The organism is Hyphomicrobium sp. 99 (assembly GCF_000384335.2).
Lineage (GTDB): Bacteria > Pseudomonadota > Alphaproteobacteria > Rhizobiales > Hyphomicrobiaceae > Hyphomicrobium_B.
On sequence record NZ_KQ031382.1, the window covers coordinates 2,098,165 to 2,117,859 of the forward strand.

Sequence of the window (19,695 nt, forward strand, 5' to 3'; positions counted from 1 at the left end):
AGCGGCTGAGTTAGGCAGCCAGCATCTCGGCGGCGTCAGAGCGGATGCGCTTCACCATCGAGGCGAGCCCGTTCGAGCGCTGCGGTGTGAGATGATCCTTGAGGCCGAGGCTCGCGAAAATTCCTTCCGCATCGGTCTTCAGAATTTCGTCGAGCGTCTTGCCCTCGTAGATGATGAACAAGAGGGCGATGAGACCCTGGACGATGTGGGCGTCGCTCATGCCCTGCATTTCGAGCTTGTCGCCGGTGCTCGGGTTGCCGGAACCAGAGCGCCTGGTTGCAAGCCAAACCTGGCTCGCGCAGCCACGGACCTTGTTGGCGTCCGTCCGAAGCGCTTCGGGAAATGGCGGAAGCGCGCGGCCGAGCTCGATCACATAGCGATAGCGATCCTCCCAATCATCAAGAAGCGCGAAATCGGCGCGGATGTCGTCGAGCGTCATTGGAAAATCCAGCCTGCAGCCCGCTAAATCGGGCGCTACACTACACTTAGGTGCGAGGACTGGTCGAGAGCAAGGGGCGGATACGATTGGCCAGCTGCCGGTCGCTCAAAGCATCGATCAAATGCCGTTCTTGTTCAGGTTTTTACCGCGCCAATCGGGCTCTTTGTCGAGAGGCGTCAGAGTGCCGCCCTCGCGCTCAAGGAGAGCTGGCGCAACCCGGCCTTTGTTCTGATCCAGGTTCAAGCTCGACGTGGCGAGCCCGGAAGCTTCGTGCTCGCGTATCATGTCGTAGGCGAGCTTGGCCCCGAATTCTGCCTTGGCAACGAATTGCGACCACAACTCCGAACCCTTCGCGCACGCGGCAGAGTTACGGTCGCAGAATGTGACGACCCATTCAGCCGTTGACCCGGCGCGCTCGTAGAGACGCTGCTGCTGCTCGCGATCGGACGGCAACAGCGCGATGGCCACCGCGGCAAACGTAGCAATTCGCAACATACCCATAGCTCAAACCTTCGCTTCTGCGGCCGAACGCGGTCCGGCCGTTGAACGGATTGGTGGTGAGGCATTTGCCCTCCATCAACGGATAACAGCCCCGGCTCAAGGTCACGCTAGTTTGTGCACCGCAATTCGATGTGCTTTTGCTTCAAATTTTAGATAAATCCGATCGATCCTTTGGGAGAAGTTTTAGGTGCAATTCGCCGACGGTTAAGCAGGTCTTAACGGCTGACTCGCCATAGTTCTCAGCTTGGAACGAGCAACGGGCGTCAGTATGACCGAGAGGGATATAAAGCTCGCAGCTGTCATTTCGCTGCTGGCGACGACGAGCGTGGCTTTGAACATGTTCGTCTTCCAGAATACGACCCCGGGCAGTGCCATCGAAACCGGCGGCATCGTCACCGATCGCACCTCATGGGTCGACGGGCCGGGCATCGCGCTCGGTCCGACGTCGCCCGGACCTGCGGCCGATCCACCTGCGGACGAAGGCGTGTTGCCGCCTGCGCCGCTCAGTCAAATCGATGATGCCAACCGCGCCGAACTCACGAAGGGCATCCAACGCGAACTCGGCAACATTCACTACGAGCCCGGTCAGGCCGATGGCGTTTTGGGAATGGTCACCCGCGCCGCGATTTTCGCCTACGAGTACGACAACGGCTTGGTGTTGACCGGTCAACCGAGCGAACAGCTTCTAAGCCAACTGATCCTGGGCTCATCGTCCATGACGCCGAGCGCGGCACGGCCCGGCAAAACGATGACGGCCGATGGCGAAAGTCTCGTTCGCACGGTGAAGCAACAGCTCGCGGCGCTGGGTTATCAAACGGGCGTTCCGGGTTCAGCCATGACGCCCGAGTTCGCGCGCGCCGTCCGCGAGTTCGAGACCGACCAGAAACTTAAAGTCACCGGCCGCATATCCGGCCCCTTGATGAGCCGGCTTATTCGTCTGCAGGGTGAACCCAAGGCGCGGCGCGAAGCGATCGCCAAGGCAGCGAAGCACTAGAATATTTCCTGTCGCTCGCCGATAACGTGGAGACATGCGTCTCAAATCCGAAATCTGGGTCAAAGCTTATCTCCGTCGCTGCCAAGTCAATGGCGCGACGGGCGTCGTCGTCCGTCACGGTGACGATGATGCAGGGGCGATCTTCATCAAGATCATACGGTCGGATCAGACGGCGGCCGTATTCTCGCCAGCACCTGCGGGCCTCGATGATGCCGATATCGATCGGCGCTGGGTCAGCCGTTTCAAACAAGGCTTCGTGGCCGAAGCCGACGCAGAAGCGCTCCTGAAGCGCGAGGCGGAGTTCGACAGCGACATCTGGGTCATCGAGATCGAGGATCGCGAGGGACGGCACTTCCTCGGCGACGAATTGATGAACTAAGCATTGGCGCGCAGGAGTTGATTGCTTAGGCGTAAGGCGTGCCAGCCATCGCAGCTTTGACGCCGATGCTTCCCTGATCGACAATAGCGAGGAAAGCGGCTCTCGCTTCTTTTGAATCTCGCGTTTCTCGAAAGGTCCGGTGAGCCTGGATGAAGGCCACGGTCCACGTTGCCAGGAGGAGACTGGCTGCCAGACAGGCATCGGGATCGGTAGGTTCGCGCCCTACGCTTTCGGACAGCGCCACCGTCACGACTTGCGCGAACTCGTCTCGTATCGCCCTGGCCCGAGCCTTCAGGGTTTCGCTGCCCTCGATTGTCTCGATGAAGCCTTGGCTCCTCGCAGAAAATTCGACAGCAGGGCTTTGTTCCGCCACCAGCCTATGCGCGAGCCGGCGGTACGTCTCGATCGGAGCGACACCGGGATCGCGCTGCAGCAAAGCTTGCCGCAGAATCTCTCGGCCTTCCTCGTCGCGATCGAAGAACATGTCCTCCTTGCGAGGGAAATGGTTGAACACCGTCATCCGTCCGACGTCGGCGGCGAGGGCGATCTCATCCACCGTCACATGATCGAACCCCCGCTCGATGAAGAGGCACGTTGCGGCATCCGAGATGGCTTGCCGCGTGGCAAGGCGCTTACGGGATCGGCGGTCGGATGGCACTGACATGCAGCTTCCGATAGCACAATTTATGTACTGAGTACATATTTGCATTGACATCGACCGCAGACCACATCCAGTTTATGTACTCAGTACACATTGGGATATGGTATATGGGAATCGCGGTCGACGTCGTGGTTGTGGGGGCCGGTCCGGTCGGGCTCTTGACCGCCATTGAGCTGGCATTGGGCGGCGTGCGCGTCCTCATTTTGGAGCGTCTGTCCGCACCGAGTACGGCCACGAAGGCAAAGGCGCTCGGCCCTCTTGCGAGCGAAGCGTTGCAGCGCCGCGGGATGACTGCGGCCATCGTTGCCGAAGAGATGCGCAGCTTCGCGGCGATCCAGCAGTTTATTGAGCAGAACGGGCCGGATGCGCGCGGTCCACGGTCGAAGTTGAGCGGCCATTTTGCCGGTTTGCCGATCCGAAAGGATGCGCAGAATAAGCTGGAACGGCGCGCCCGTGCAGTGGATCAGCATGGGCTCGAAGCCATGCTGGCCGAGCGCGCGCGCTCCCTCGGCATCGAGGTGCGCCGCGCTTGCGAGGTCATCGGCTTCGCCGAGCAGGACCACGGGATTGATGTGGAATGGTCGTCTCCGGCAGGCGGAGGCCATATAAGATGCTCCTATCTCATTGGTTGTGACGGAGGACGCAGCTTCGTCCGCAAGCGCGCCGGTTTCGATTTCCCTGGCACGCAGCCAACGTCAACGCTCTACCAAGTCATCGCCGACATCGATCATCCCGAACGCCTGTTGCCCAATGGCTGGAATCGCACGCCGGGCGGCGTATTCTCCTACGGCCCCATTCCCGGCCGGCTGGTCATGATCGACTTCAGCGGGCCGCCCGAAGACCGGGAGGCTCCGCTCACACGCGAGGAGATCGAAGCCGTATTGCGCCGCATCAGCGGCAAGGACGTGGGCGTGAAATCGCTCGAAAGCGGCAGCCGCTGGGCAGACAATACGCGGCTCGTCGATACCTATCGCAAAGGCCGGGTGCTGCTCGCTGGTGATGCGGCGCATATCCATACGCCGTTCGGCGGTCAGGGCCTGAGCCTCGGACTCGTGGACGCTGCAAACCTCGGCTGGAAGCTCGCGGCCGTCATTCGCGGCGAGATGCCGGAAAGCCTGCTCGACACCTACACGGCCGAACGGCGGCCCGTCGCCGAAGCCGTTCTGGCGAACACTCTTGCACAGATGGCCATCATGCGCCCCGATCCACAATCGGGTGCGATGCGGGACATCGTAGCGAGGCTCATGCAGTTCGACGACGTCAACCGGTTCATCGGCGAGATCATGAGCGGCCTCTCCATCCGTTACGATCTCGGGTCGAAGCTGGACGACATCGGACGGCTGATCGAAGACAAGCCGATCCGCCACGGCGATGCCGACGTGTCTCTCTACGATCTCATGCAGGATGGCATGGCCGTACTTCTCGACGCCTCAACCGAGCAGAGGGCTTCCAAGCTCGTCGCAGTCAGCACGCAGAGGATACGTTGCGTCGTCGTCGATGCAGAGCGTTCGATGCTGATCCGTCCCGATGCCTGCATTGCTTGGACCGGTGAAGAGAATAGCATCGACGGATTGGACGAAGCACTCCGCCGCTGGTTCAAGCCAACACTGGATGTCGGGCCCATGGCGTAATCCGAACAGTGATCATTTGTGTTCAAGCTATCCACCAGCGTCAATCGATCTGTCCAAGAAGCTTTGCCGCTTTACCCAACGTTAAGCACTCCCGGACACTACTTCATCGATTGCGATGATTCTGGCGGCCGCAGCGCATTCACGCCACCATTCAGTATGCGTCCCAATTTTGTGGCGGGAGCCTTCAAGGCGGGAGTGCCGCATGGGCGGGCAGGTTGCCCGCGCCTTCGGGGGACCATGCATGGCGAGGATCATCGCATTCAAGACGGCACCGAAGCCGACAGCGGCATCGGTGCTCGCCGCATACGGAGCAGGACAATCAGCCGAGATCGTGCTTTTCCCAGGTGTGCGCTACGAGCGCCACGACGAGGAGAAAGGCAAGAAGCCGAAGAAAACGCGACGCCGACGAGATAGGCTCGAGATCGACAGCGAAACGAGATCCTAACATCCTTACGTCGCGTGCGGCCGGCTCCCCGAAGGGGAGTCGCACGCGACAATCAAAAAATCGCGTGCGGGCGGTCACCGACACTGTCATCCTGGGCGAGCCCTTTGCGAGACCCGGGACCCAGAATTCGCATTCTGCATGGTGGCATGGGTCCCGGCTCTTCGCTTCGCTGCGGCCGGGATGACAGGGGGCGAGCGTCGCGTGCGGCCGGCTCCCCGAAGGGGAGTCGCACGCGACAAACAAAAAGTTCTCCTAAGCGCCGCCTGGGTTGCATGAGGCTTTGGCGAGAACGGCTTGCTCATCGGCGCGATAGGGATCGCCCTTGTCGGGCGCGCGAACGACAATCAGCCCTTTGGCTGCAGCGATCGACTGCTGCGCGTCGACGGGCGGCGGGGCGCCGGGTATCGCGATGGCTTGCGGAAGCCCAAGAAAGCGATCGTCGGCGGGCACGATCGAGAGATCGACCGCTGTCTCCCGGTCGGCGGAAGCGGCGGCGAAATAGAGATTGTGTCCATCCGGCGCATAGATCCCGATGGTCCAGCCGAGATCGGGAAGCAGCGCACGGACGCGCATCGTTGTATCCGTCGTATCGAAAAGACAGAACGCATATCGCGCGTCAGGCGCAAGAAACGGCAGCAGCTGCCGCTGTGGAGCAATTGCGTCGGTGATCACCATCTTGTTTTGCGGAAGCGACCGCGCGAGCCGCGAGTAAGCCGATCCGCGCGCATCGTTGACCGCCAGGAACGTCGCGACGAGATGCACGATCCCGGCAACCAGCAGGAAGATAGCGAGTAGCCGGAAGTCGAAGCGCTGCAGCACCTTCATGAACAGCCCTCCCGCGTGATGACGGGCAAATGCTTGTTGCGCTCTGCACGCTCTTCGCTCGAAAGACCCGTCGCCGGATCGAGAACGGTTAGCACGAGCACGAGACGTCCAGCGCCGCTCGTCGGCAGCCAGTTGCCAGGACGCGCATCGCGCCCGAGCGTGACGACGAACGATCCGTTCGGATTGGGAGCGATCGTGTCGGCCGTGAACTCGTAGCGGTCGGCGTCGTTCGAGATGAGATTGCCGCGCGCGTCGAACACGGCGAGGCTCCACCACAAGCCCCGCATGTTCGCGCCTTCGACGATGTAATTGCACGACGAATGAAGGCGCGCCCCCTGCGAGTCCGTGCGCGCCTCGAAGACACCTGCGCTATCGGCTGAAATCCTAAGCTTCCCCGTAGTGATGATGTGGGCCTTGGTATAGGGATCGGCGCTCTCGCGGCCAATGTCTCGCCACTGTTGCCAGGGCCCGTACATGTCTGTCGAAAGTGGCGAGCCGCGCGAGATCATGTAGCGGCTCGACCAGACGCCGACGGTCACGGCGAGCATGATCGTCAGGATGAGGCCGATCGTGCGTATGAGGCTCGCAAATATCGTGCGCGCCAAGCTACCGCGCGATGACGACGGCGGCGCGGGCGATACCGCTGGCTCGAGTTCGACCGATGCCAAGTGCGTGGCTTCCTGTTCAACGCGCGGCTAGCGCCGCGCCTCCGAGTTTGTAGACGACGTGCCGAGCGGTGCCCCGCTCGGCACCGCGGCCGGTATCGAAAGATCGTCGTGAGAGGTATCGAAGAGCGTCGCACGCCGGTCGGCCTTTGGCGTGTCCGGACGGACTGCGGGCTGCGGCGCTTCCTTCGGATCGATCGGCTGCGTCGGCGAGTGCGAAGGTGCGGACGGTTGAGGCGCGACTTCGGATTGCCCGTTCGCCTTGCGCAGCGCCGCAACGAGAACCTTCAACGCATCGCGCGTCTTCGACGGCATGATGGCTGGCGTCTTCGAAGAGTCGGACGCCGCCTGCGCCGGCTCGAGGCCCGCCGCGACTTGCTGCGCTCTGATCTCCGCGAGACGTTTTTGCTCCTCAACCTGGCGGGGATGCGGAGCGAGACCCGGAATGGTCGGAATGTTCATGTCGGCGTGAGCGACCGTCATCAGGTCGTGCCAGATCGGCGCCGCCTGATGACCGCCGGTGACGCCCGCGCGCATCGGCCGGTTGTCGTCGTTGCCGATCCAGACGCCGGCCACGTATTTGCCGGTGAAGCCCATGAACCACGCGTCCTTCGGGCCGGTGGATGTGCCGGTCTTGCCCGCGACGTTGGTAAAATCGAGATTGGCTAACCCGCCCGTGCCTTCCGTCACGACGCGATTGAGCATGACGTTCATCTCTTCGGCGACGTGGCGCGATATGACCTGCCGCGGCGGTGGCTCGTCGCGCTCGCGCGAATAGAGGAGATCGCCCTTCGATGTCGTGATGTCAAGAATGCCGTAGGGCTTGGCAAGCTTGCCGCCGTTCGCAAACGTCGCGACGCCGCCGGTATGCTCGAGCACCGTGATGCCGCCGTCGCCGAGCGCCATCGAGCAGGTTTTCTTCACGCCGTCGATGCCGAGCCGCTTGGTCATCTCGACGACCTTTTCGCGGCCGACGACGAACGACAGCTCGGCAGCGACCGTATTCAATGATTTGGCGAGCGCCATCCAAAGCGGTACCTTCGAGCCCGAGCCGCCACCGCCGCCGTAGTTCGAAGGCGACCAGTTTCCGCATGACCGCGAGGCGTCGCGCACGATGGTTTCCGGTGTGAAGCCGTTCTCCATCGCCGTCGCATAAACGTAGACTTTGAATGACGAGCCCGGCTGGCGTTTGGCATGGGTCGCACGGTTGAACTGGCTTTCGCCGTAATCCGGTCCGCCGACGATCGCGCGGACTTTTCCGTCCGTCTCCATGAGAACGATCGCGCCGGAGGTGAAATGAAGATCGCGGCCTTCCTTGCGAAGCGCCGCGGCAAGCGCCTCTTCGGCCTGCCGCTGCAGCGTCAGATCGACCGTCGTCCGCGCCGTCAGCACGTACTGGTTCTTGCCCTCGGCAAGGCGCTGAACTTCTTCATAGGCCCAATCGAGATACCAATCGGGACTGGTCGTCGCGCGCGCTTCGACGATCTTCGCCGGGTTCATGCGCGCCGAATGGACTTGCCCCGCCGTGTAATATCCCGCTTCGACGAGGTTATCGAGAACCTGATTGGTACGCGCGCGCGACGCCGCGAGATCAACGAGCGGCGAATACTTCGACGGCGCCTTGAACAGACCGGCGAGCACAGCTGCTTCCGGCATGGTGATGTCGCGAACGGATTTCCCGAAGTAATATTGCGACGCGGCCTCGACGCCGAAGGTGCCGCCGCCCATGTAGGCCCGGTCGAAGTAGAGCTTCAGGATCTCGCGCTTGGAGTAGCGGCTCTCGAGAAGAAACGAGAGGAACAGTTCCTTGATCTTTCGCTGCAGCGAGCGCTCGGACGACAGGAACAGGTTTTTCGCGAGCTGCTGCGTCAGCGTCGAGCCGCCTTGCACGACCTCGTTGGCCTTCACGTTGGTGACGAGCGCGCGCAGCGTGCCGAGCACGTCGACGCCGTAGTGCTCGAAGAAGCGCCGGTCTTCCGTCGACAGCGTCGCCTTGATCAGAACGTCGGGAATTTCCTCGAGCGGCACGGCGTCGTTGTGCAGAATGCCGCGCTTGCCGATCTCGTTGCCGTTGACGTCGAGAAACTTGACTGCGTACCGCCCGGTCAGAAATTTACTCTCGTCGAACTCTTCGAATGCGGGGAGGGCAAGGCCGTAGAGAACGACCAAGCCGCCGAACAGCATCGTCAGGCTTTCGGAGGCGAATTCATTGAGAAGACGGCGCCAGCCGACGAGCTGAAAGCGGGCGAAGTAGCTCGATCCGGCGTTCCAGTAGTCTTTGACGCGCGACCATGCTTCCCCGAGCGCGGAATTGATCTGCGAGTCGAGCCGAAGCCAGTCAATGAAGCGGTCGCGGCCGCCCTGCCTGTGAAACCAGTCGTTCAAGAAACCGCCACCCTAACGACGTCGCTCTTGTCACGCGTGAGACGTGGGCTTAAGCCCTCAACAGCGAGAGTCTTTCTTGCAACAACAATCGCGACGCCTCCCACCGGACGCGCCGCTTAAACCGACGAGCCGACGTTACACGACGCAACTCGACGGAATTGTGGTTATCGTGACTGAACCGGCAAGGGAAGAGCAAGACTTGATGTTGGACGGCAACGATCCACCGTTCTGGCAGACCAAAACGCTCGAGGAGATGAGCCGCGACGAGTGGGAAGCTCTGTGCGACGGCTGCGGGCGGTGCTGCCTCGTCAAGCTCGAGGACGAGGACACGGCCGAGATCTACTTGACGCGCCTGGCGTGCGGCATGCTCGACACCCGCACCTGCCGCTGCAAGGACTATCCCAACCGCTTCAAGAAGATGCCGGATTGTCTTGAGATCGATATTGCACGCGCGCGTGAGCTTTCATGGCTGCCGAAGACGTGCGCCTACCGCCTCATCGGCGAGGGCCGCGATCTCATGTGGTGGCATCCGTTGGTCTCCGGCTCGCCCGACACGGTCCACGAAGCCGGCATTTCCGTCCGCAGCTTCGCGATGAGCGAACGACGCGTCAAACAAGAGAATTATTGGAAGTACATCATTCCGGACGAGGGTCCGGAAGCTGACGAGGTTCAGCCCAAGCAAAAACGCCGCCGCTCCGGCACCCGCCAAAATCCCCCCGAACCAGTCGAATAGCGGCCGAGCCGCCGCACCACATATCGCGGTCTGTTGCTTCGCGCGCCTGCCATCCCGAAGTCAGCGAAGACCGCGCGCGAAGTTCCGAAGTTCCCGCACCATTCACCGTCATCCCGGCGCAGGCCGGGATCCATGCAAGCCTCCGCATGCGTTCTCGCGCGAGCGGCATCGTCCGCGCAGCACATTCGCTTCGCCGTCGCTGATACGTGTCTGGTTGCCGGCCTGCGCCGGCATGACGGTGGTTGAGGCGAGCGCGAAGGTACGTTCGCCCAAAGAAGAGAATCGTAGAAAATGCTCATACAGCGCGAAACAAGAAGTGGGGGGAAGTACAATGCTATCCGTTCCCGAACTTTTTCGAAGAGCTTCCATAGAAATCCGCGGACACGTGGCTTGGGGAAGCGCAGTGCCAGACACCTCGTCTGGTGTATATGTCATCGCCCTTGCCGAGCCGGCGGCCAACTTCACGGCGAAATTGTCAGAAGACCAACTGAAACGTTGGAATGCTGACGAAGAGATCATCTACATCGGAAGAGCGACCCAGCTTCGGAAGCGGATCGCACAATTCTATCGTCACGAATACGGTCGATCGAGTCCACATCGAGGCGGCCAGGATATCAAGTTGCTGACTGGCTTGACCGAGGTTTACTGGGGTAGCGCATTGGATTTCGCGGAAGCAGAAAAAGCCATGATCGATGCATTCCACGCCGAGGTTGGTGCGCTTCCGTTCGGCAATCGAATGCGTGCAGCCCAGAAGCGAGCCGCTTCAAACTGAGTGCGAGGAAGCGGTTCCTCCACCCTCTGTCATCCCGGCGCAGGCCGGGATCCATGCAAGCCTCCGCATGCGTTCTCGCGCGAGCGGCATCGTCCGCGCAGCACATTCGCTCCGCCCTCGCTGATACTTGTCTGGTTGCCGGCCTTCGCCGGCATGACGGTGGTTGAGGCGAGCGCTGAACTCCGACAACGAAAAATATCAGAGCAAACTTATCCTCGCTCTGCGGCGCGGGTTTACAATCGGAAAGTTTGGGCTCTGAACTCTCATTTTACATATAAAAATCAATATGTTGCATGATTTTTCCAGTTGACAGCGTAACGCTCTTCGGGTAGTTTTTTGTATAACGCGGAAAGTGTGAGAGGCCGGCGAGACGGCCTCGGGGCTGCAATGTCGGCGCGTCGCGTTCCAAGCTAAATTTTCCAAAAAGGCAGTGTGCATGGCAGCGGCTTCGACGGCGCGGCGAACCCCTACGCGTGGCCGCCGCGAGACGAAGGCTGCCAAACCGGGCGAGCCGGAATCCGAGGACGAAAGCTCGGCGCCGAAGTCGAAGCCGATCGCGAAGTCCGCCGCTTCGACGGCGAAGCCAAATTCCAAAGGGGGCGTCACGGCAAAGTCCGCTCCCGCGAAACGAACGAGCGCGAAGCCGAATGTCCTCGTTCAGCGCGTCTACAACACGATCGATGGCGAACTGACGAAGCTCGAGAAGCAGAAGGGGCTCACCTCGCAGGATCGCGAGCGGGCATCCCGCGCACTGTCGCAGATGGTCAACGCACTGGAGAAAGCTGTTGAGATGCAACGCGTGATGACGAAGCGGAAGTCAACGGGAGGTGACGCCAAGAGCAAGGAGGCGCTAGCCCATGCGGAAGACCTACGCCGCGAAATTGCGGAACGTCTTGAACGCCTCAATCGCAAACGGTCGCCTCAGCGAAGTTCTGAATGAACTGAGCGCGGACGAACTCGAGTTCATCTCTCACGATTGGGAACTGTGGGCGCGAGACGAGCAACTTGCGCCCGTATTGATTGGCGCTTCCGACTCGCGTTCCGCGAGCCGGCCGGAAGCGCCGGGCTTGTTGGACGAGCCTCGCGCAACATCGAGCGCACCCGGCGGCCGGCTCCCCGCAGGGGAGTCTCCGGGTGCAAACAAACAATGGCGTGTGTGGTTGCTGCTTGGCGGCCGCGGATCTGGAAAGACCCGCGCCGGTGCGGAGTGGGTGCGCAGCCTCGCACTCTCCGAGCCGCCGGACGACGCAACATCCCCGCACACGGCGGCCGGCTCCCCGCAGGGGAGTCGCCGTGAGCAAACAAAAAACTCGGACGATGCAACAAGCCCGCGCGCTACGGCCGGCTCGCGGAACGCGAGTCGCAGCGCGCCAACAATAAGAATCGCGCTGGTGGGCAAAACACTCGCCGACGTCCGCAACGTGATGATCGAAGGTCAATCGGGATTGCTCGCCATTCATCCGCCGAAGGAGCGGCCGCTGTTCGAACCGTCGAAGCGGCGCTTGACGTGGCCGAACGGAGCGGTAGCGGAATTGTTCTCGGCGGACGAAGCCGAAGCGCTGCGCGGCCCGCAGTTCACGGCCGCCTGGTGCGACGAGCTCGCGAAATGGCGCGGCGCGGAAAGGGCGTGGGACATGCTGCAATTCGCACTGCGCCTCGGCGAGGCGCCGCGCGTTTGCGTGACGACAACGCCGCGCGCGACGAAGCTTTTGAAACAGATCATCGCGGACGAAGCGACAGTGACCGTCAACCTTGCGACCGCCGACAACGCGACGAACCTCGCGCCGACGTTCCTCGCCGAGATGACGCGACGCTATGCAGGGTCCGCGATCGGCCGGCAGGAATTGCTCGGCGAGATCGTGGAAGACGCGAGCGATGGCCTGTGGCGGCGTCACTGGATCGAAGAGGCGCGCGTCACGGCGGCCCCCGAGATGCAACGCGTCGTCGTCGCGCTCGATCCGCCGGTGACGGCGACGGCATCGTCGGACGCTTGCGGGATCGTGGTCGCGGGATTGGGCGTCGACAAGCGCGCCTACATCTTGGCGGATCGGACCATCCAGGGCCGCACGCCGGAACTCTGGGCGCGGGCGGCGCTCGGCGCGTACGACGATTTCGAAGCCGATCGCATGGTGGCGGAAGTCAATCAGGGCGGCGATCTCGTGATCTCGGTCCTGCAGCAGTTTCGCGAGAATTTCCCCGTCGTCAAAGTCAGAGCGACGCGGGGGAAATGGGTTCGTGCCGAGCCGGTCGCCGCGCTCTATGCGGAGGGCCGCGTCGCGCACGTCGGGCGTTTCGATGCGCTGGAAGATCAGATGTGTGCGTTCGGTTCGGACGGCACGGTCAAAGGCCGCAGCCCCGACCGCGCCGACGCGCTCGTCTGGGCGCTGACGGATTTGCTTTTGAGCGATACGACGAAGCCGTCGGTGCGGATGCTCTAATCTCGACCGTCATCCTCGAACGGGCGAGCTTGCGAGGCCGTTCGGGGATCCAGCGTGAGAAGTGCCGAAGGCACGATATTGCGTCTTCGACGAGTCTAACGCTGGATCCCCGGCCATCGACGCAGCTCCGCTGCGCTCAGCCGAGGATGACGAACTCAAAACCCTCATCCCGGCGAAGGCCGGGATCCAGTCGAACATCAACATAACGAGTGTGGATCGCGGACTGGGTGCCGACCTCCGTCGGCATGACGGTGGAGGCGGCGCACACATCAGGCTCCTCGCACAAATTTAGTAAGGACAATGCATGTCGCTGATCTCGGAAGCGCTGACGCGCTGGCTGCCGATGCAAATTAGCGCGCTCGGCGACTGGCGCAACATCCCCGCGCCCGGCGGCCGGCTCCGCGCAGCGGAGTCGCCGGGCGCAAATCAAAAAGGCACGTCGACAGGCCCGCTCATCGCCTACCAAAATCTCGGTGAGCCCGTGTGGGCGCCGCGCGACTATTCCGCCTTCGCCCGCGAAGGCTTCATGCAGAACGCCATCGTCTATCGCTCCGTGCGGATGATAGCGGAGGCCGCCGCCTCGATCCCGCTGCTCCTCTATGAGGGCGCGAACGAGATCGAGGATCATCCGCTGATCGATCTGCTCCGGCGGCCGAGCCTCGATCACACCGGCACCGATTTTCTCGAAGCCTGGTACGGCTTCCTGCTCGTCGCGGGCAATGCGTACGTGGAAGCCGTCGCGCTCGATGGCGAAATCCGCGAGCTGCACATCCTGCGCCCCGACCGCATGAAGGTGATCCCCGGTCTCGACGGCTGGCCGGAAGGCTACGAGTACACCGTGGCAGGACGCTCCGTGCGCTTCATCGATGACGTGGCTGCGAACGTGCGCCCGATCTTGCACGTGCGCCTCTTCCATCCGGCGAACGATCACTACGGCATGAGCCCGATCGAAGCCGCGGCGACCGCGATAGACATTCACAATACGGCTTCGGGCTGGAACAAGGCGCTGCTCGACAACTCCGCGCGGCCGTCGGGAGCGCTCGTCTACGCGGCAGCGAACGGACAGATGACGGAGGAGCAGTTCGCGCGGTTGAAGACCGAGCTCGAGACGAGCTTCCAGGGCGCGCGCGCCGCTGGACGTCCGCTGCTCTTGGAAGGCGGCCTCGACTGGAAGCCACTGTCGCTGACGCCGAAGGACATGGACTTCATCGAGGCGAAGAACACCGCGGCGCGCGAAATCGCGCTCGCCATCGGCGTGCCCCCGATGCTGCTCGGCATTCCGGGCGACAATACGTACGCGAACTATCAGGAAGCGCAGCGCGCCTTCTGGCGCCAGACCGTGCTGCCGCTGGTGAACCGAACGGCACGGGCGCTGTCGAGCTGGTTGAGTCCTGCATTTGTGACTGAGTCTTTGTTTGTGCCCCGCGACTCCGCTGCGCGGAGCCGGCCGCGGGGCACGCTAGAACTGCGTCCCGATCTCGATCAGATCGAGGCGCTGTCGTCCGAACGCGACGCGCTCTGGAAACGCCTCGAAGGCGTCTCGTTCCTAACGGACGACGAGAAACGCGCCGCAGCGGGATATGGGGCGAAGGCCCATGCCGAGAGATCGCTGAAATACAATCCCGACCAGCCGCGCGTTCCGGCCGGCAATGCCGACGGCGGACAGTGGACGGATGGAGGCGGCGGCGGCGGGCGCAGCACGGACGACGGCCGCATCCGCGTTGCGCAGGCAGAGTCTCCCCGGCAATATTGAAATGAAGAATGGCTGACTTACCGATTCGGCTACGTGATAGGAAGCGAAGCATTTAGAGACGGATCGATAGACAATATCGTCGTTAGAAAGACGTATAATGCCGGCGTTTTAATCAGGCACGATCCACGATCTCCGAGAGGATATAGAGTGATCACGGCATATCCATTCAACGATGATACGGAGTGAAACATGCCTCCGCCAGTTCAGTTCAAAAAATTCGTCAAGTTGTTTCTTCGAGGAAGTCGTGAGTTTGCGGAGAACAATACCGATTTCATCGCAAGTGCGGTGAGATTGATGCATGCGGACGAAAAGCCCATAGTAAAGGACTACATCCGCGAGCTTCTTGGAAGCGGCATAAGCGAACAGGAGCTTCAAAATATCTGGCTCTCATGTTTCCCCAATTACGGCATCGATGAGGGAAAAATGCGCGCGTTTCTTACAGAAATTCTTGCTCAACTCGAATAGAGACCGGGTTTCGTGTCCCAAGATCTCCCGTGAAATGAGGAGGCTTCATCGTGGCCAACACGCGCGAATTTATTATGAATATTTATCACACGAGTGCTTTAATAGGTCTCCCGTGTCTCGGCCGAGAAGCATATCTCGAAGACCGAGACTTTCTCGATACATTGACGGGCCGAGAGTATCGTAACATCGAGCGACCCGTGCCTGATCCGGACCACGATACGTGGGTGTGGGATGATCAGCAGTATGATGCGTACTGGGATTTTCGAAAGAGCAGGAGGGAACGAGGTCAGACTAAACTCTGATCTCGCTCAGCCGCGATATCGAGAAGCCTGATCCGAACGCGACACGCTCCGGAAACGCCTCGAAGCCGTATCCTTCCTCACCGACGACAAAAAGTCATCGTGGTTCGCCCTCGATAAGTTCATGCGCGATTTCGATAAGAAACAAGACGCAGACTGATTGCCACCGCGCTCGCTCACTCACAGTCATGCCGGCGGAGGCCGGCACCCACGACAAGCTTCGGTAAAACGGCAGATGCTGTTCACTCGGCGCGGCCAGCATGCGCATGCACTGCGGGTTGCCTGGATCCCGGCCTGCGCCGGGATGACGGACCCGTTTCACCACGCCCGTGCCTTGCGGCCGGCTCCGCGCAGCGGAGTCGCAAGGCACACTCATAAGGACTCCCACATGACCGAACACTTTCTGCTGCCCGCTTCGCTGTCGAAACGGAGCCGGGCGTTGCCGCTCGAGGCAAAGGCCCTCGATGATGGCGTGTTCGAAGGCTACGCGAGCCTCTTCAATCGCGAGGACTTAGGCCACGACGTCATTGCGCCCGGCGCATTTCGCGACAGCCTGCTCAATCGCGGCGCCGCGCGCATCAAGATGCTGTTCCAGCACGATCCGGCCGAGCCGATCGGCGTCTGGGATGAAATACGCGAAGATGCGCGCGGCCTCTTCGTACGCGGACGATTGACGACGGCAGTCTCCAAGGCGCGCGAAGTATTGGAGTTGATGCGCGCGGGCGCGCTCGACGGGCTTTCGATCGGCTTCAAGACGGTGAAAGCGCGGCGCGATGCGGCAACCGGCGTGCGTCGTCTCGAGAAAGTCGATCTCTGGGAAATTTCGGTCGTCACGTTTCCGATGCTGCCGGGCGCGCGCGTCCAAAGTGTGAAGACGCGGCCGTTCGTGGCCAGCGCGCCGACCGAACGAGAATTCGAGCGCTGGCTCACGCGGGATGCTGGGCTAACGCGGATGGAGGCGCGGGCGGTGCTCCGCTCGGGCTTCCACGGTCTCAAGGCTTTGCGGGATGCAGGCCGGACCTTCGGCAACGACGCTACGCTCGCTTCTCGTTTCCGGAAAGCGGCGCGGCTGATGGCACAAGCGTAACACCTAATTCCCGTCATCCCGGCGAAGGCCGGGATCCAGTCAGAGTTCAGCAGAATGAAAAGCGATCGTCTCGGCCAGAGCATCGAGAATGATCGCGCAACTCATCTGCAAAGGCTTGTCTGGGCCCCGGCCTTCGCCGGGGTGACGGACTAGGGGCGAACGCTCGCGCCTTTCTCCTATTTCAAACAAACAGGACTAACACATGACCAACACGACCACCCTCGAAACGAAGGGGGCGGGCGGAGAAACCGCGCGCGCCTTCGAAGAATTTCTCGAAGCATTCGAAGCCTTCAAGGAAACGAACGATCAGCGGCTGGCTGAGATCGAACAGCGCGGCACGACGGATACGCTCGTCGCCGAGAAGCTGGCGCGCATCGAGGAAACCCTCGATTCCACGAAGCGCGTCGCCGATAACCTGGCGCTGAAATCGGCGCGTCCGCATCTCGCAGGCGGCGCGGCATCAACGTCCGATCTCGCGCACAAATCGGCATTCGACGGCTACGTCCGCCGCGGCGATGCGCAACGTCTCGCCCGCATCGAAGAGAAAGCACTATCCGCGGGCACCGGCGCTGACGGCGGCTATCTCGTCCCGGCCGAGACGGAAGCAGCGGTCAATCGCGCGCTCAAAGCCATCTCGCCGATGCGTGCGATCTCCGGTATCCGCCAGGTCTCAGGCTCCGTCTATAAGCGACCATTCGCGACGGGCGGCGCCGACACAGGCTGGGTCGCCGAAACGGCCTCGCGTTCGCAGACGACCGCGCCGTCGCTCGCCGAACTGCAGTTCCCGACGATGGAGCTTTACGCGATGCCTGCCGCATCGCAGACGCTGCTCGACGATACCATCGTCAACATCGACGAGTGGCTGGCGGAAGAAGTTCGTCTCGCATTCGCCGCGCAGGAAGGAACAGCCTTCATCACCGGCGATGGCAGCAACAAGCCGAAGGGCCTCTTGAGCTACGATACCGTCGCCAACGGCTCATGGGCCTGGGGCAAGCTCGGCTTCATCGCGACAGGCGCGGCAGGTGCGTTCCCGACGAGCAATCCCGGCGACAAGCTGCTCGATCTCGTCTACGCGACGAAGGCGCCGTACCGCGCTAACGGCACGTTCCTGATGAGCCGCGCGACAGTCTCCGCCGTGCGCAAACTGAAGGACGGCCAGGGCAACTATCTCTGGCAGCCCGCAAATGGGCCGGGCGAATGGCCGTCGCTTCTCGGCTATCCGGTCGCTGAAAGCGAAGACATGCCGGCGATTGGCGCCGATGCGCTCGGTATCGCGTTCGGGGATTTCTCGCGCGGCTATCTCATCGTCGACCGCGCGGGCATTCGCGTGCTGCGCGATCCCTACACCGCCAAACCCTACGTGCTCTTCTACACGACGAAGCGCGTCGGCGGCGGCGTCCAGGACTTCGACGCGATCAAGCTTCTGAAGTTCGCCGCTTGATAATTGCGCTTGGCGTCTCCGCTCCGCGGAGCCGGCCACCAAGCGCGCTTCCATAATTCCCGCGCGGGTTCCCCTCCCGCCCGCGCGGAAACCTGCGGGGCCACTGTCAACGCGGTGGCCCCGCTTTTTTGTCTGCGCTCGGCGACACGCCTCCCGCGCGCTGGCCGCCGAGCGCGCCTGATGTTGCGCCGAACTGTTTCACCAAGGCCGTGCCTTGCGGCCGGCTCCCCGGAGGGGAGTCGCAAGGCACAAGAGAAAGAAGGAAATCTCATCTCATGTCTCTCGTGATGACGACGCCGCCAGCAGTTGAGCCGGTGACGGTAGCCGATGCGAAAGCGCACATGCGCATCGACAGCGATGACGAGGACGTTTTGATTGGAAGTCTTCTGCTGACGTCCAGGCTCCATATCGAAGTGGCGCTGTCGCTCGCGCTCATCACGCAATCGTGGAAATTGACGCTCGACCGCTGGCCGGGCGGGCGCGATGTCGAACTGCCGCTGACGCCGCTACGGTCGATCGACGAAGTCCGCGTGAAAAACGCTGCAGGCGTAGCGAATGCGGTGCCTGCAGAAAGCTATCTCGTCGATCTCGCCTCGCGGCCCGCGCGGCTCGTCTGGAACAATTCAGTCCCGCCATCTCCGCAAGTCCGCGCCAACGGCATCGAGATCGACATGACGGTGGGATTCGGAAGCACCGGCGAAAGCGTACCGGCGCCGCTCAAGCACGCAATCTTGATGCTGACCGCGCACTGGTACGAGCATCGCGATCCGGGCGAAATCGGATCGGACGATGCGCGCATCCCTGAGTGCGTTTCCGCCCTTATCAATCCATTTAGGACGATCAGGCTATGAAAGCACCGGTTAACGCCGGCGATCTTCGCCATCGCGTGACGATCGAAAGTCCGGCGCGCACAAGCGACGACGCGGGCGGCGCAACCATCGAATGGCAAAGCGTCGGTGACGTCTGGGCCGCGATCTGGCCGCGAACGGCTAACGAAAATTTCATGAGCGATCGCATTGCAGGAACGGCGACGCACGATATCTGGATACGCTATCGCAAAGACGTGACGCCCGACATGCGCATCCGCCACGGCAACCGCGTCTTTGCCATTCTCGGTGCGATTGACATCGAAGAACGTGGCCGTTGGCTCAAGTGTCCATCGGAGGAACGCGATCTATGAACGTGCATTTCACAATGAGCGGTGCCGGATCGGTGGCGCGTCAGCGGGCATTGAAGCTCGTGCACGAAGCGATGGCGAAGCGCGAGACGAACCTCGTCGCGATGCCGACGATGCAACCATCGATCAACCAAACCGGCAGTATCAATCGCCCGTCTTCGCAAGGAGGCAAATAATGTCGAGCGCAGCTTTCGCTCTGCAACAGGCAATCTTTTCAAAGTTGGCAAGCGACGCCGCGACGACGTCGGCGCTCGGCGGTCCACGCATTTACGATGACGTTCCGGCGCGTGCGGAATTTCCTTTCATGACGTTCGGTCAATCGACGGAACGCGATTGGTCGACCGGCACGGAAGAGGGCTACGAACACGTCATCACGCTTCACGTTTGGTCGCGCGCACGTGGACGCAAGGAAGCTCAGGCTGTGATTGCTGCCGCACGTCATGCGCTGCACGATCAGGACCTTCCGCTCGAAGGTCACCGCCTGGTTAATCTGCGTCACGAATTTTCCGAAGCGCGACGCGACAACGATGGCGAGACATTTCACGGCATCTCCCGCTTCCGCGCGGTGACCGAGCCAAACTGACGTCGCGCTTCGCTCCCGCTCC

The 19,695-nt window shown here is 61.8% G+C and carries 22 protein-coding genes; 16 read left to right on the plus strand and 6 right to left on the minus strand.

Annotation, left to right across the window (positions count from 1 at the left end):
- Nucleotides 1-10 precede the first annotated feature (10 nt).
- Nucleotides 11-439, minus strand: a complete 429-nt coding sequence (locus tag G359_RS10130) for a SufE family protein (RefSeq protein ID WP_045836028.1) — start codon at nucleotides 437-439, stop codon at nucleotides 11-13.
- 117 nt (nucleotides 440-556) lie between these two features.
- A complete protein-coding gene (locus G359_RS10135; RefSeq protein WP_245279980.1) occupies nucleotides 557-934 on the minus strand; it encodes a DUF5330 domain-containing protein in 378 nt (125 codons plus the stop codon).
- A 274-nt stretch (nucleotides 935-1,208) separates the two neighbouring features.
- On the opposite strand from G359_RS10135, the gene G359_RS10140 reads away from it, so the two are divergent.
- Together G359_RS10140 and G359_RS10145 are read left to right on the plus strand one after the other, a co-directional pair.
- The gene (locus G359_RS10140) at nucleotides 1,209-1,934 is read left to right on the plus strand and encodes a peptidoglycan-binding domain-containing protein (protein ID WP_045836030.1); all 726 of its coding nucleotides are present in this window, start codon (nucleotides 1,209-1,211) and stop codon (nucleotides 1,932-1,934) included.
- Nucleotides 1,935-1,968: 34 nt separating this feature from the next.
- On the plus strand, nucleotides 1,969-2,313 hold the full coding sequence (locus G359_RS10145; RefSeq protein ID WP_045836031.1) for a DUF1491 family protein: 345 nt from the start codon (nucleotides 1,969-1,971) through the stop codon (nucleotides 2,311-2,313).
- A 25-nt stretch (nucleotides 2,314-2,338) separates the two neighbouring features.
- Here the strand turns inward: G359_RS10145 and G359_RS10150 are convergent, their stop codons facing one another.
- Nucleotides 2,339-2,977: a TetR/AcrR family transcriptional regulator gene (locus tag G359_RS10150; protein WP_045836032.1), complete on the minus strand. Its 639-nt coding sequence runs from the start codon at nucleotides 2,975-2,977 to the stop codon at nucleotides 2,339-2,341.
- A gap of 104 nt (nucleotides 2,978-3,081) precedes the next feature.
- Here G359_RS10150 and G359_RS10155 point away from each other — a divergent pair, with 104 nt between their 5' ends.
- The gene (locus G359_RS10155; protein WP_045836033.1) at nucleotides 3,082-4,605 is read left to right on the plus strand and encodes an FAD-dependent oxidoreductase; all 1,524 of its coding nucleotides are present in this window, start codon (nucleotides 3,082-3,084) and stop codon (nucleotides 4,603-4,605) included.
- A gap of 241 nt (nucleotides 4,606-4,846) precedes the next feature.
- Nucleotides 4,847-5,050 carry a hypothetical protein gene (locus tag G359_RS10160; RefSeq protein ID WP_045837872.1) on the plus strand — a complete coding sequence of 68 codons (204 nt, stop codon included), beginning with the start codon at nucleotides 4,847-4,849 and terminating at the stop codon, nucleotides 5,048-5,050.
- A 252-nt stretch (nucleotides 5,051-5,302) separates the two neighbouring features.
- On the opposite strand, the gene G359_RS10165 is transcribed toward G359_RS10160, so the two are convergent.
- From G359_RS10165 to G359_RS10175, 3 genes are read right to left on the minus strand one after another with little or no spacing between them, the layout of a single operon-like run.
- Nucleotides 5,303-5,875: a DUF1254 domain-containing protein gene (locus G359_RS10165; RefSeq protein ID WP_045836034.1), complete on the minus strand. Its 573-nt coding sequence runs from the start codon at nucleotides 5,873-5,875 to the stop codon at nucleotides 5,303-5,305.
- Nucleotides 5,872-6,543, minus strand: a complete 672-nt coding sequence (locus tag G359_RS10170; RefSeq protein ID WP_045836035.1) for a DUF1214 domain-containing protein — start codon at nucleotides 6,541-6,543, stop codon at nucleotides 5,872-5,874. Before G359_RS10170 ends, G359_RS10165 begins: the two co-directional genes overlap by 4 nt.
- A 27-nt stretch (nucleotides 6,544-6,570) precedes the next feature.
- Nucleotides 6,571-8,925, minus strand: coding sequence for a transglycosylase domain-containing protein (locus tag G359_RS10175; protein ID WP_045836036.1), 2,355 nt, complete (start codon nucleotides 8,923-8,925; stop codon nucleotides 6,571-6,573).
- Between the two features lie 202 nt (nucleotides 8,926-9,127).
- Between G359_RS10175 and G359_RS10180 the strand changes: the two genes are divergently transcribed.
- From G359_RS10180 to G359_RS10235, 12 genes are all read left to right on the plus strand, one after another.
- A complete protein-coding gene (locus tag G359_RS10180; RefSeq protein ID WP_045836037.1) occupies nucleotides 9,128-9,658 on the plus strand; it encodes a YcgN family cysteine cluster protein in 531 nt (176 codons plus the stop codon).
- Between the two features lie 232 nt (nucleotides 9,659-9,890).
- Complete coding sequence (locus G359_RS10185; RefSeq protein ID WP_156150732.1) at nucleotides 9,891-10,430, plus strand: GIY-YIG nuclease family protein; 540 nt, start codon at nucleotides 9,891-9,893, stop codon at nucleotides 10,428-10,430.
- Between the two features lie 436 nt (nucleotides 10,431-10,866).
- A complete protein-coding gene (locus G359_RS10190; RefSeq protein ID WP_045836039.1) occupies nucleotides 10,867-11,370 on the plus strand; it encodes a hypothetical protein in 504 nt (167 codons plus the stop codon).
- Entirely contained in the window at nucleotides 11,288-12,868 is a 1,581-nt protein-coding gene (locus G359_RS10195) for a DNA-packaging protein (protein ID WP_052699292.1), read from the plus strand. Before G359_RS10190 ends, G359_RS10195 begins: the two co-directional genes overlap by 83 nt.
- Before the next feature lie 304 nt (nucleotides 12,869-13,172).
- Entirely contained in the window at nucleotides 13,173-14,621 is a 1,449-nt protein-coding gene (locus G359_RS10205) for a phage portal protein (protein WP_082072890.1), read from the plus strand.
- A gap of 189 nt (nucleotides 14,622-14,810) precedes the next feature.
- Entirely contained in the window at nucleotides 14,811-15,086 is a 276-nt protein-coding gene (locus G359_RS10210; protein WP_045836042.1) for a hypothetical protein, read from the plus strand.
- Between the two features lie 687 nt (nucleotides 15,087-15,773).
- Nucleotides 15,774-16,472, plus strand: coding sequence for an HK97 family phage prohead protease (locus G359_RS10215; protein ID WP_045836043.1), 699 nt, complete (start codon nucleotides 15,774-15,776; stop codon nucleotides 16,470-16,472).
- A 202-nt stretch (nucleotides 16,473-16,674) separates the two neighbouring features.
- Nucleotides 16,675-17,913, plus strand: a complete 1,239-nt coding sequence (locus tag G359_RS10220) for a phage major capsid protein (protein WP_045836044.1) — start codon at nucleotides 16,675-16,677, stop codon at nucleotides 17,911-17,913.
- 275 nt (nucleotides 17,914-18,188) lie between these two features.
- The gene (locus G359_RS10225) at nucleotides 18,189-18,764 is read left to right on the plus strand and encodes a head-tail connector protein (RefSeq protein WP_045836045.1); all 576 of its coding nucleotides are present in this window, start codon (nucleotides 18,189-18,191) and stop codon (nucleotides 18,762-18,764) included.
- Complete coding sequence (locus G359_RS10230) at nucleotides 18,761-19,093, plus strand: phage head closure protein (RefSeq protein ID WP_045836046.1); 333 nt, start codon at nucleotides 18,761-18,763, stop codon at nucleotides 19,091-19,093. Before G359_RS10225 ends, G359_RS10230 begins: the two co-directional genes overlap by 4 nt.
- A complete protein-coding gene (locus G359_RS20460; RefSeq protein WP_156150733.1) occupies nucleotides 19,090-19,266 on the plus strand; it encodes a hypothetical protein in 177 nt (58 codons plus the stop codon). Before G359_RS10230 ends, G359_RS20460 begins: the two co-directional genes overlap by 4 nt.
- The gene (locus tag G359_RS10235; RefSeq protein WP_045836047.1) at nucleotides 19,266-19,673 is read left to right on the plus strand and encodes a DUF3168 domain-containing protein; all 408 of its coding nucleotides are present in this window, start codon (nucleotides 19,266-19,268) and stop codon (nucleotides 19,671-19,673) included. Before G359_RS20460 ends, G359_RS10235 begins: the two co-directional genes overlap by 1 nt.
- Nucleotides 19,674-19,695: the final 22 nt, after the last annotated feature.

Excerpts from the sequence above, each read along its gene's own strand:
- G359_RS10130 (WP_045836028.1), bottom strand. The coding sequence starts at position 439 with ATGACGCTCGACGACATCCGCGCCGATTTCGCGCTTCTTGATGATTGG.
- G359_RS10135 (WP_245279980.1), bottom strand. The coding sequence starts at position 934 with ATGTTGCGAATTGCTACGTTTGCCGCGGTGGCCATCGCGCTGTTGCCG.
- G359_RS10140 (WP_045836030.1), top strand. The coding sequence starts at position 1,209 with ATGACCGAGAGGGATATAAAGCTCGCAGCTGTCATTTCGCTGCTGGCG.
- G359_RS10145 (WP_045836031.1), top strand. The coding sequence starts at position 1,969 with ATGCGTCTCAAATCCGAAATCTGGGTCAAAGCTTATCTCCGTCGCTGC.
- G359_RS10150 (WP_045836032.1), bottom strand. The coding sequence starts at position 2,977 with ATGTCAGTGCCATCCGACCGCCGATCCCGTAAGCGCCTTGCCACGCGG.
- G359_RS10155 (WP_045836033.1), top strand. The coding sequence starts at position 3,082 with ATGGGAATCGCGGTCGACGTCGTGGTTGTGGGGGCCGGTCCGGTCGGG.
- G359_RS10160 (WP_045837872.1), top strand. The coding sequence starts at position 4,847 with ATGGCGAGGATCATCGCATTCAAGACGGCACCGAAGCCGACAGCGGCA.
- G359_RS10165 (WP_045836034.1), bottom strand. The coding sequence starts at position 5,875 with ATGAAGGTGCTGCAGCGCTTCGACTTCCGGCTACTCGCTATCTTCCTG.
- G359_RS10180 (WP_045836037.1), top strand. The coding sequence starts at position 9,128 with ATGTTGGACGGCAACGATCCACCGTTCTGGCAGACCAAAACGCTCGAG.
- G359_RS10185 (WP_156150732.1), top strand. The coding sequence starts at position 9,891 with ATGACGGTGGTTGAGGCGAGCGCGAAGGTACGTTCGCCCAAAGAAGAG.
- G359_RS10190 (WP_045836039.1), top strand. The coding sequence starts at position 10,867 with ATGGCAGCGGCTTCGACGGCGCGGCGAACCCCTACGCGTGGCCGCCGC.
- G359_RS10195 (WP_052699292.1), top strand. The coding sequence starts at position 11,288 with ATGCGGAAGACCTACGCCGCGAAATTGCGGAACGTCTTGAACGCCTCA.
- G359_RS10205 (WP_082072890.1), top strand. The coding sequence starts at position 13,173 with ATGTCGCTGATCTCGGAAGCGCTGACGCGCTGGCTGCCGATGCAAATT.
- G359_RS10210 (WP_045836042.1), top strand. The coding sequence starts at position 14,811 with ATGCCTCCGCCAGTTCAGTTCAAAAAATTCGTCAAGTTGTTTCTTCGA.
- G359_RS10215 (WP_045836043.1), top strand. The coding sequence starts at position 15,774 with ATGACCGAACACTTTCTGCTGCCCGCTTCGCTGTCGAAACGGAGCCGG.
- G359_RS10220 (WP_045836044.1), top strand. The coding sequence starts at position 16,675 with ATGACCAACACGACCACCCTCGAAACGAAGGGGGCGGGCGGAGAAACC.
- G359_RS10225 (WP_045836045.1), top strand. The coding sequence starts at position 18,189 with ATGTCTCTCGTGATGACGACGCCGCCAGCAGTTGAGCCGGTGACGGTA.
- G359_RS10230 (WP_045836046.1), top strand. The coding sequence starts at position 18,761 with ATGAAAGCACCGGTTAACGCCGGCGATCTTCGCCATCGCGTGACGATC.
- G359_RS20460 (WP_156150733.1), top strand. The coding sequence starts at position 19,090 with ATGAACGTGCATTTCACAATGAGCGGTGCCGGATCGGTGGCGCGTCAG.
- G359_RS10235 (WP_045836047.1), top strand. The coding sequence starts at position 19,266 with ATGTCGAGCGCAGCTTTCGCTCTGCAACAGGCAATCTTTTCAAAGTTG.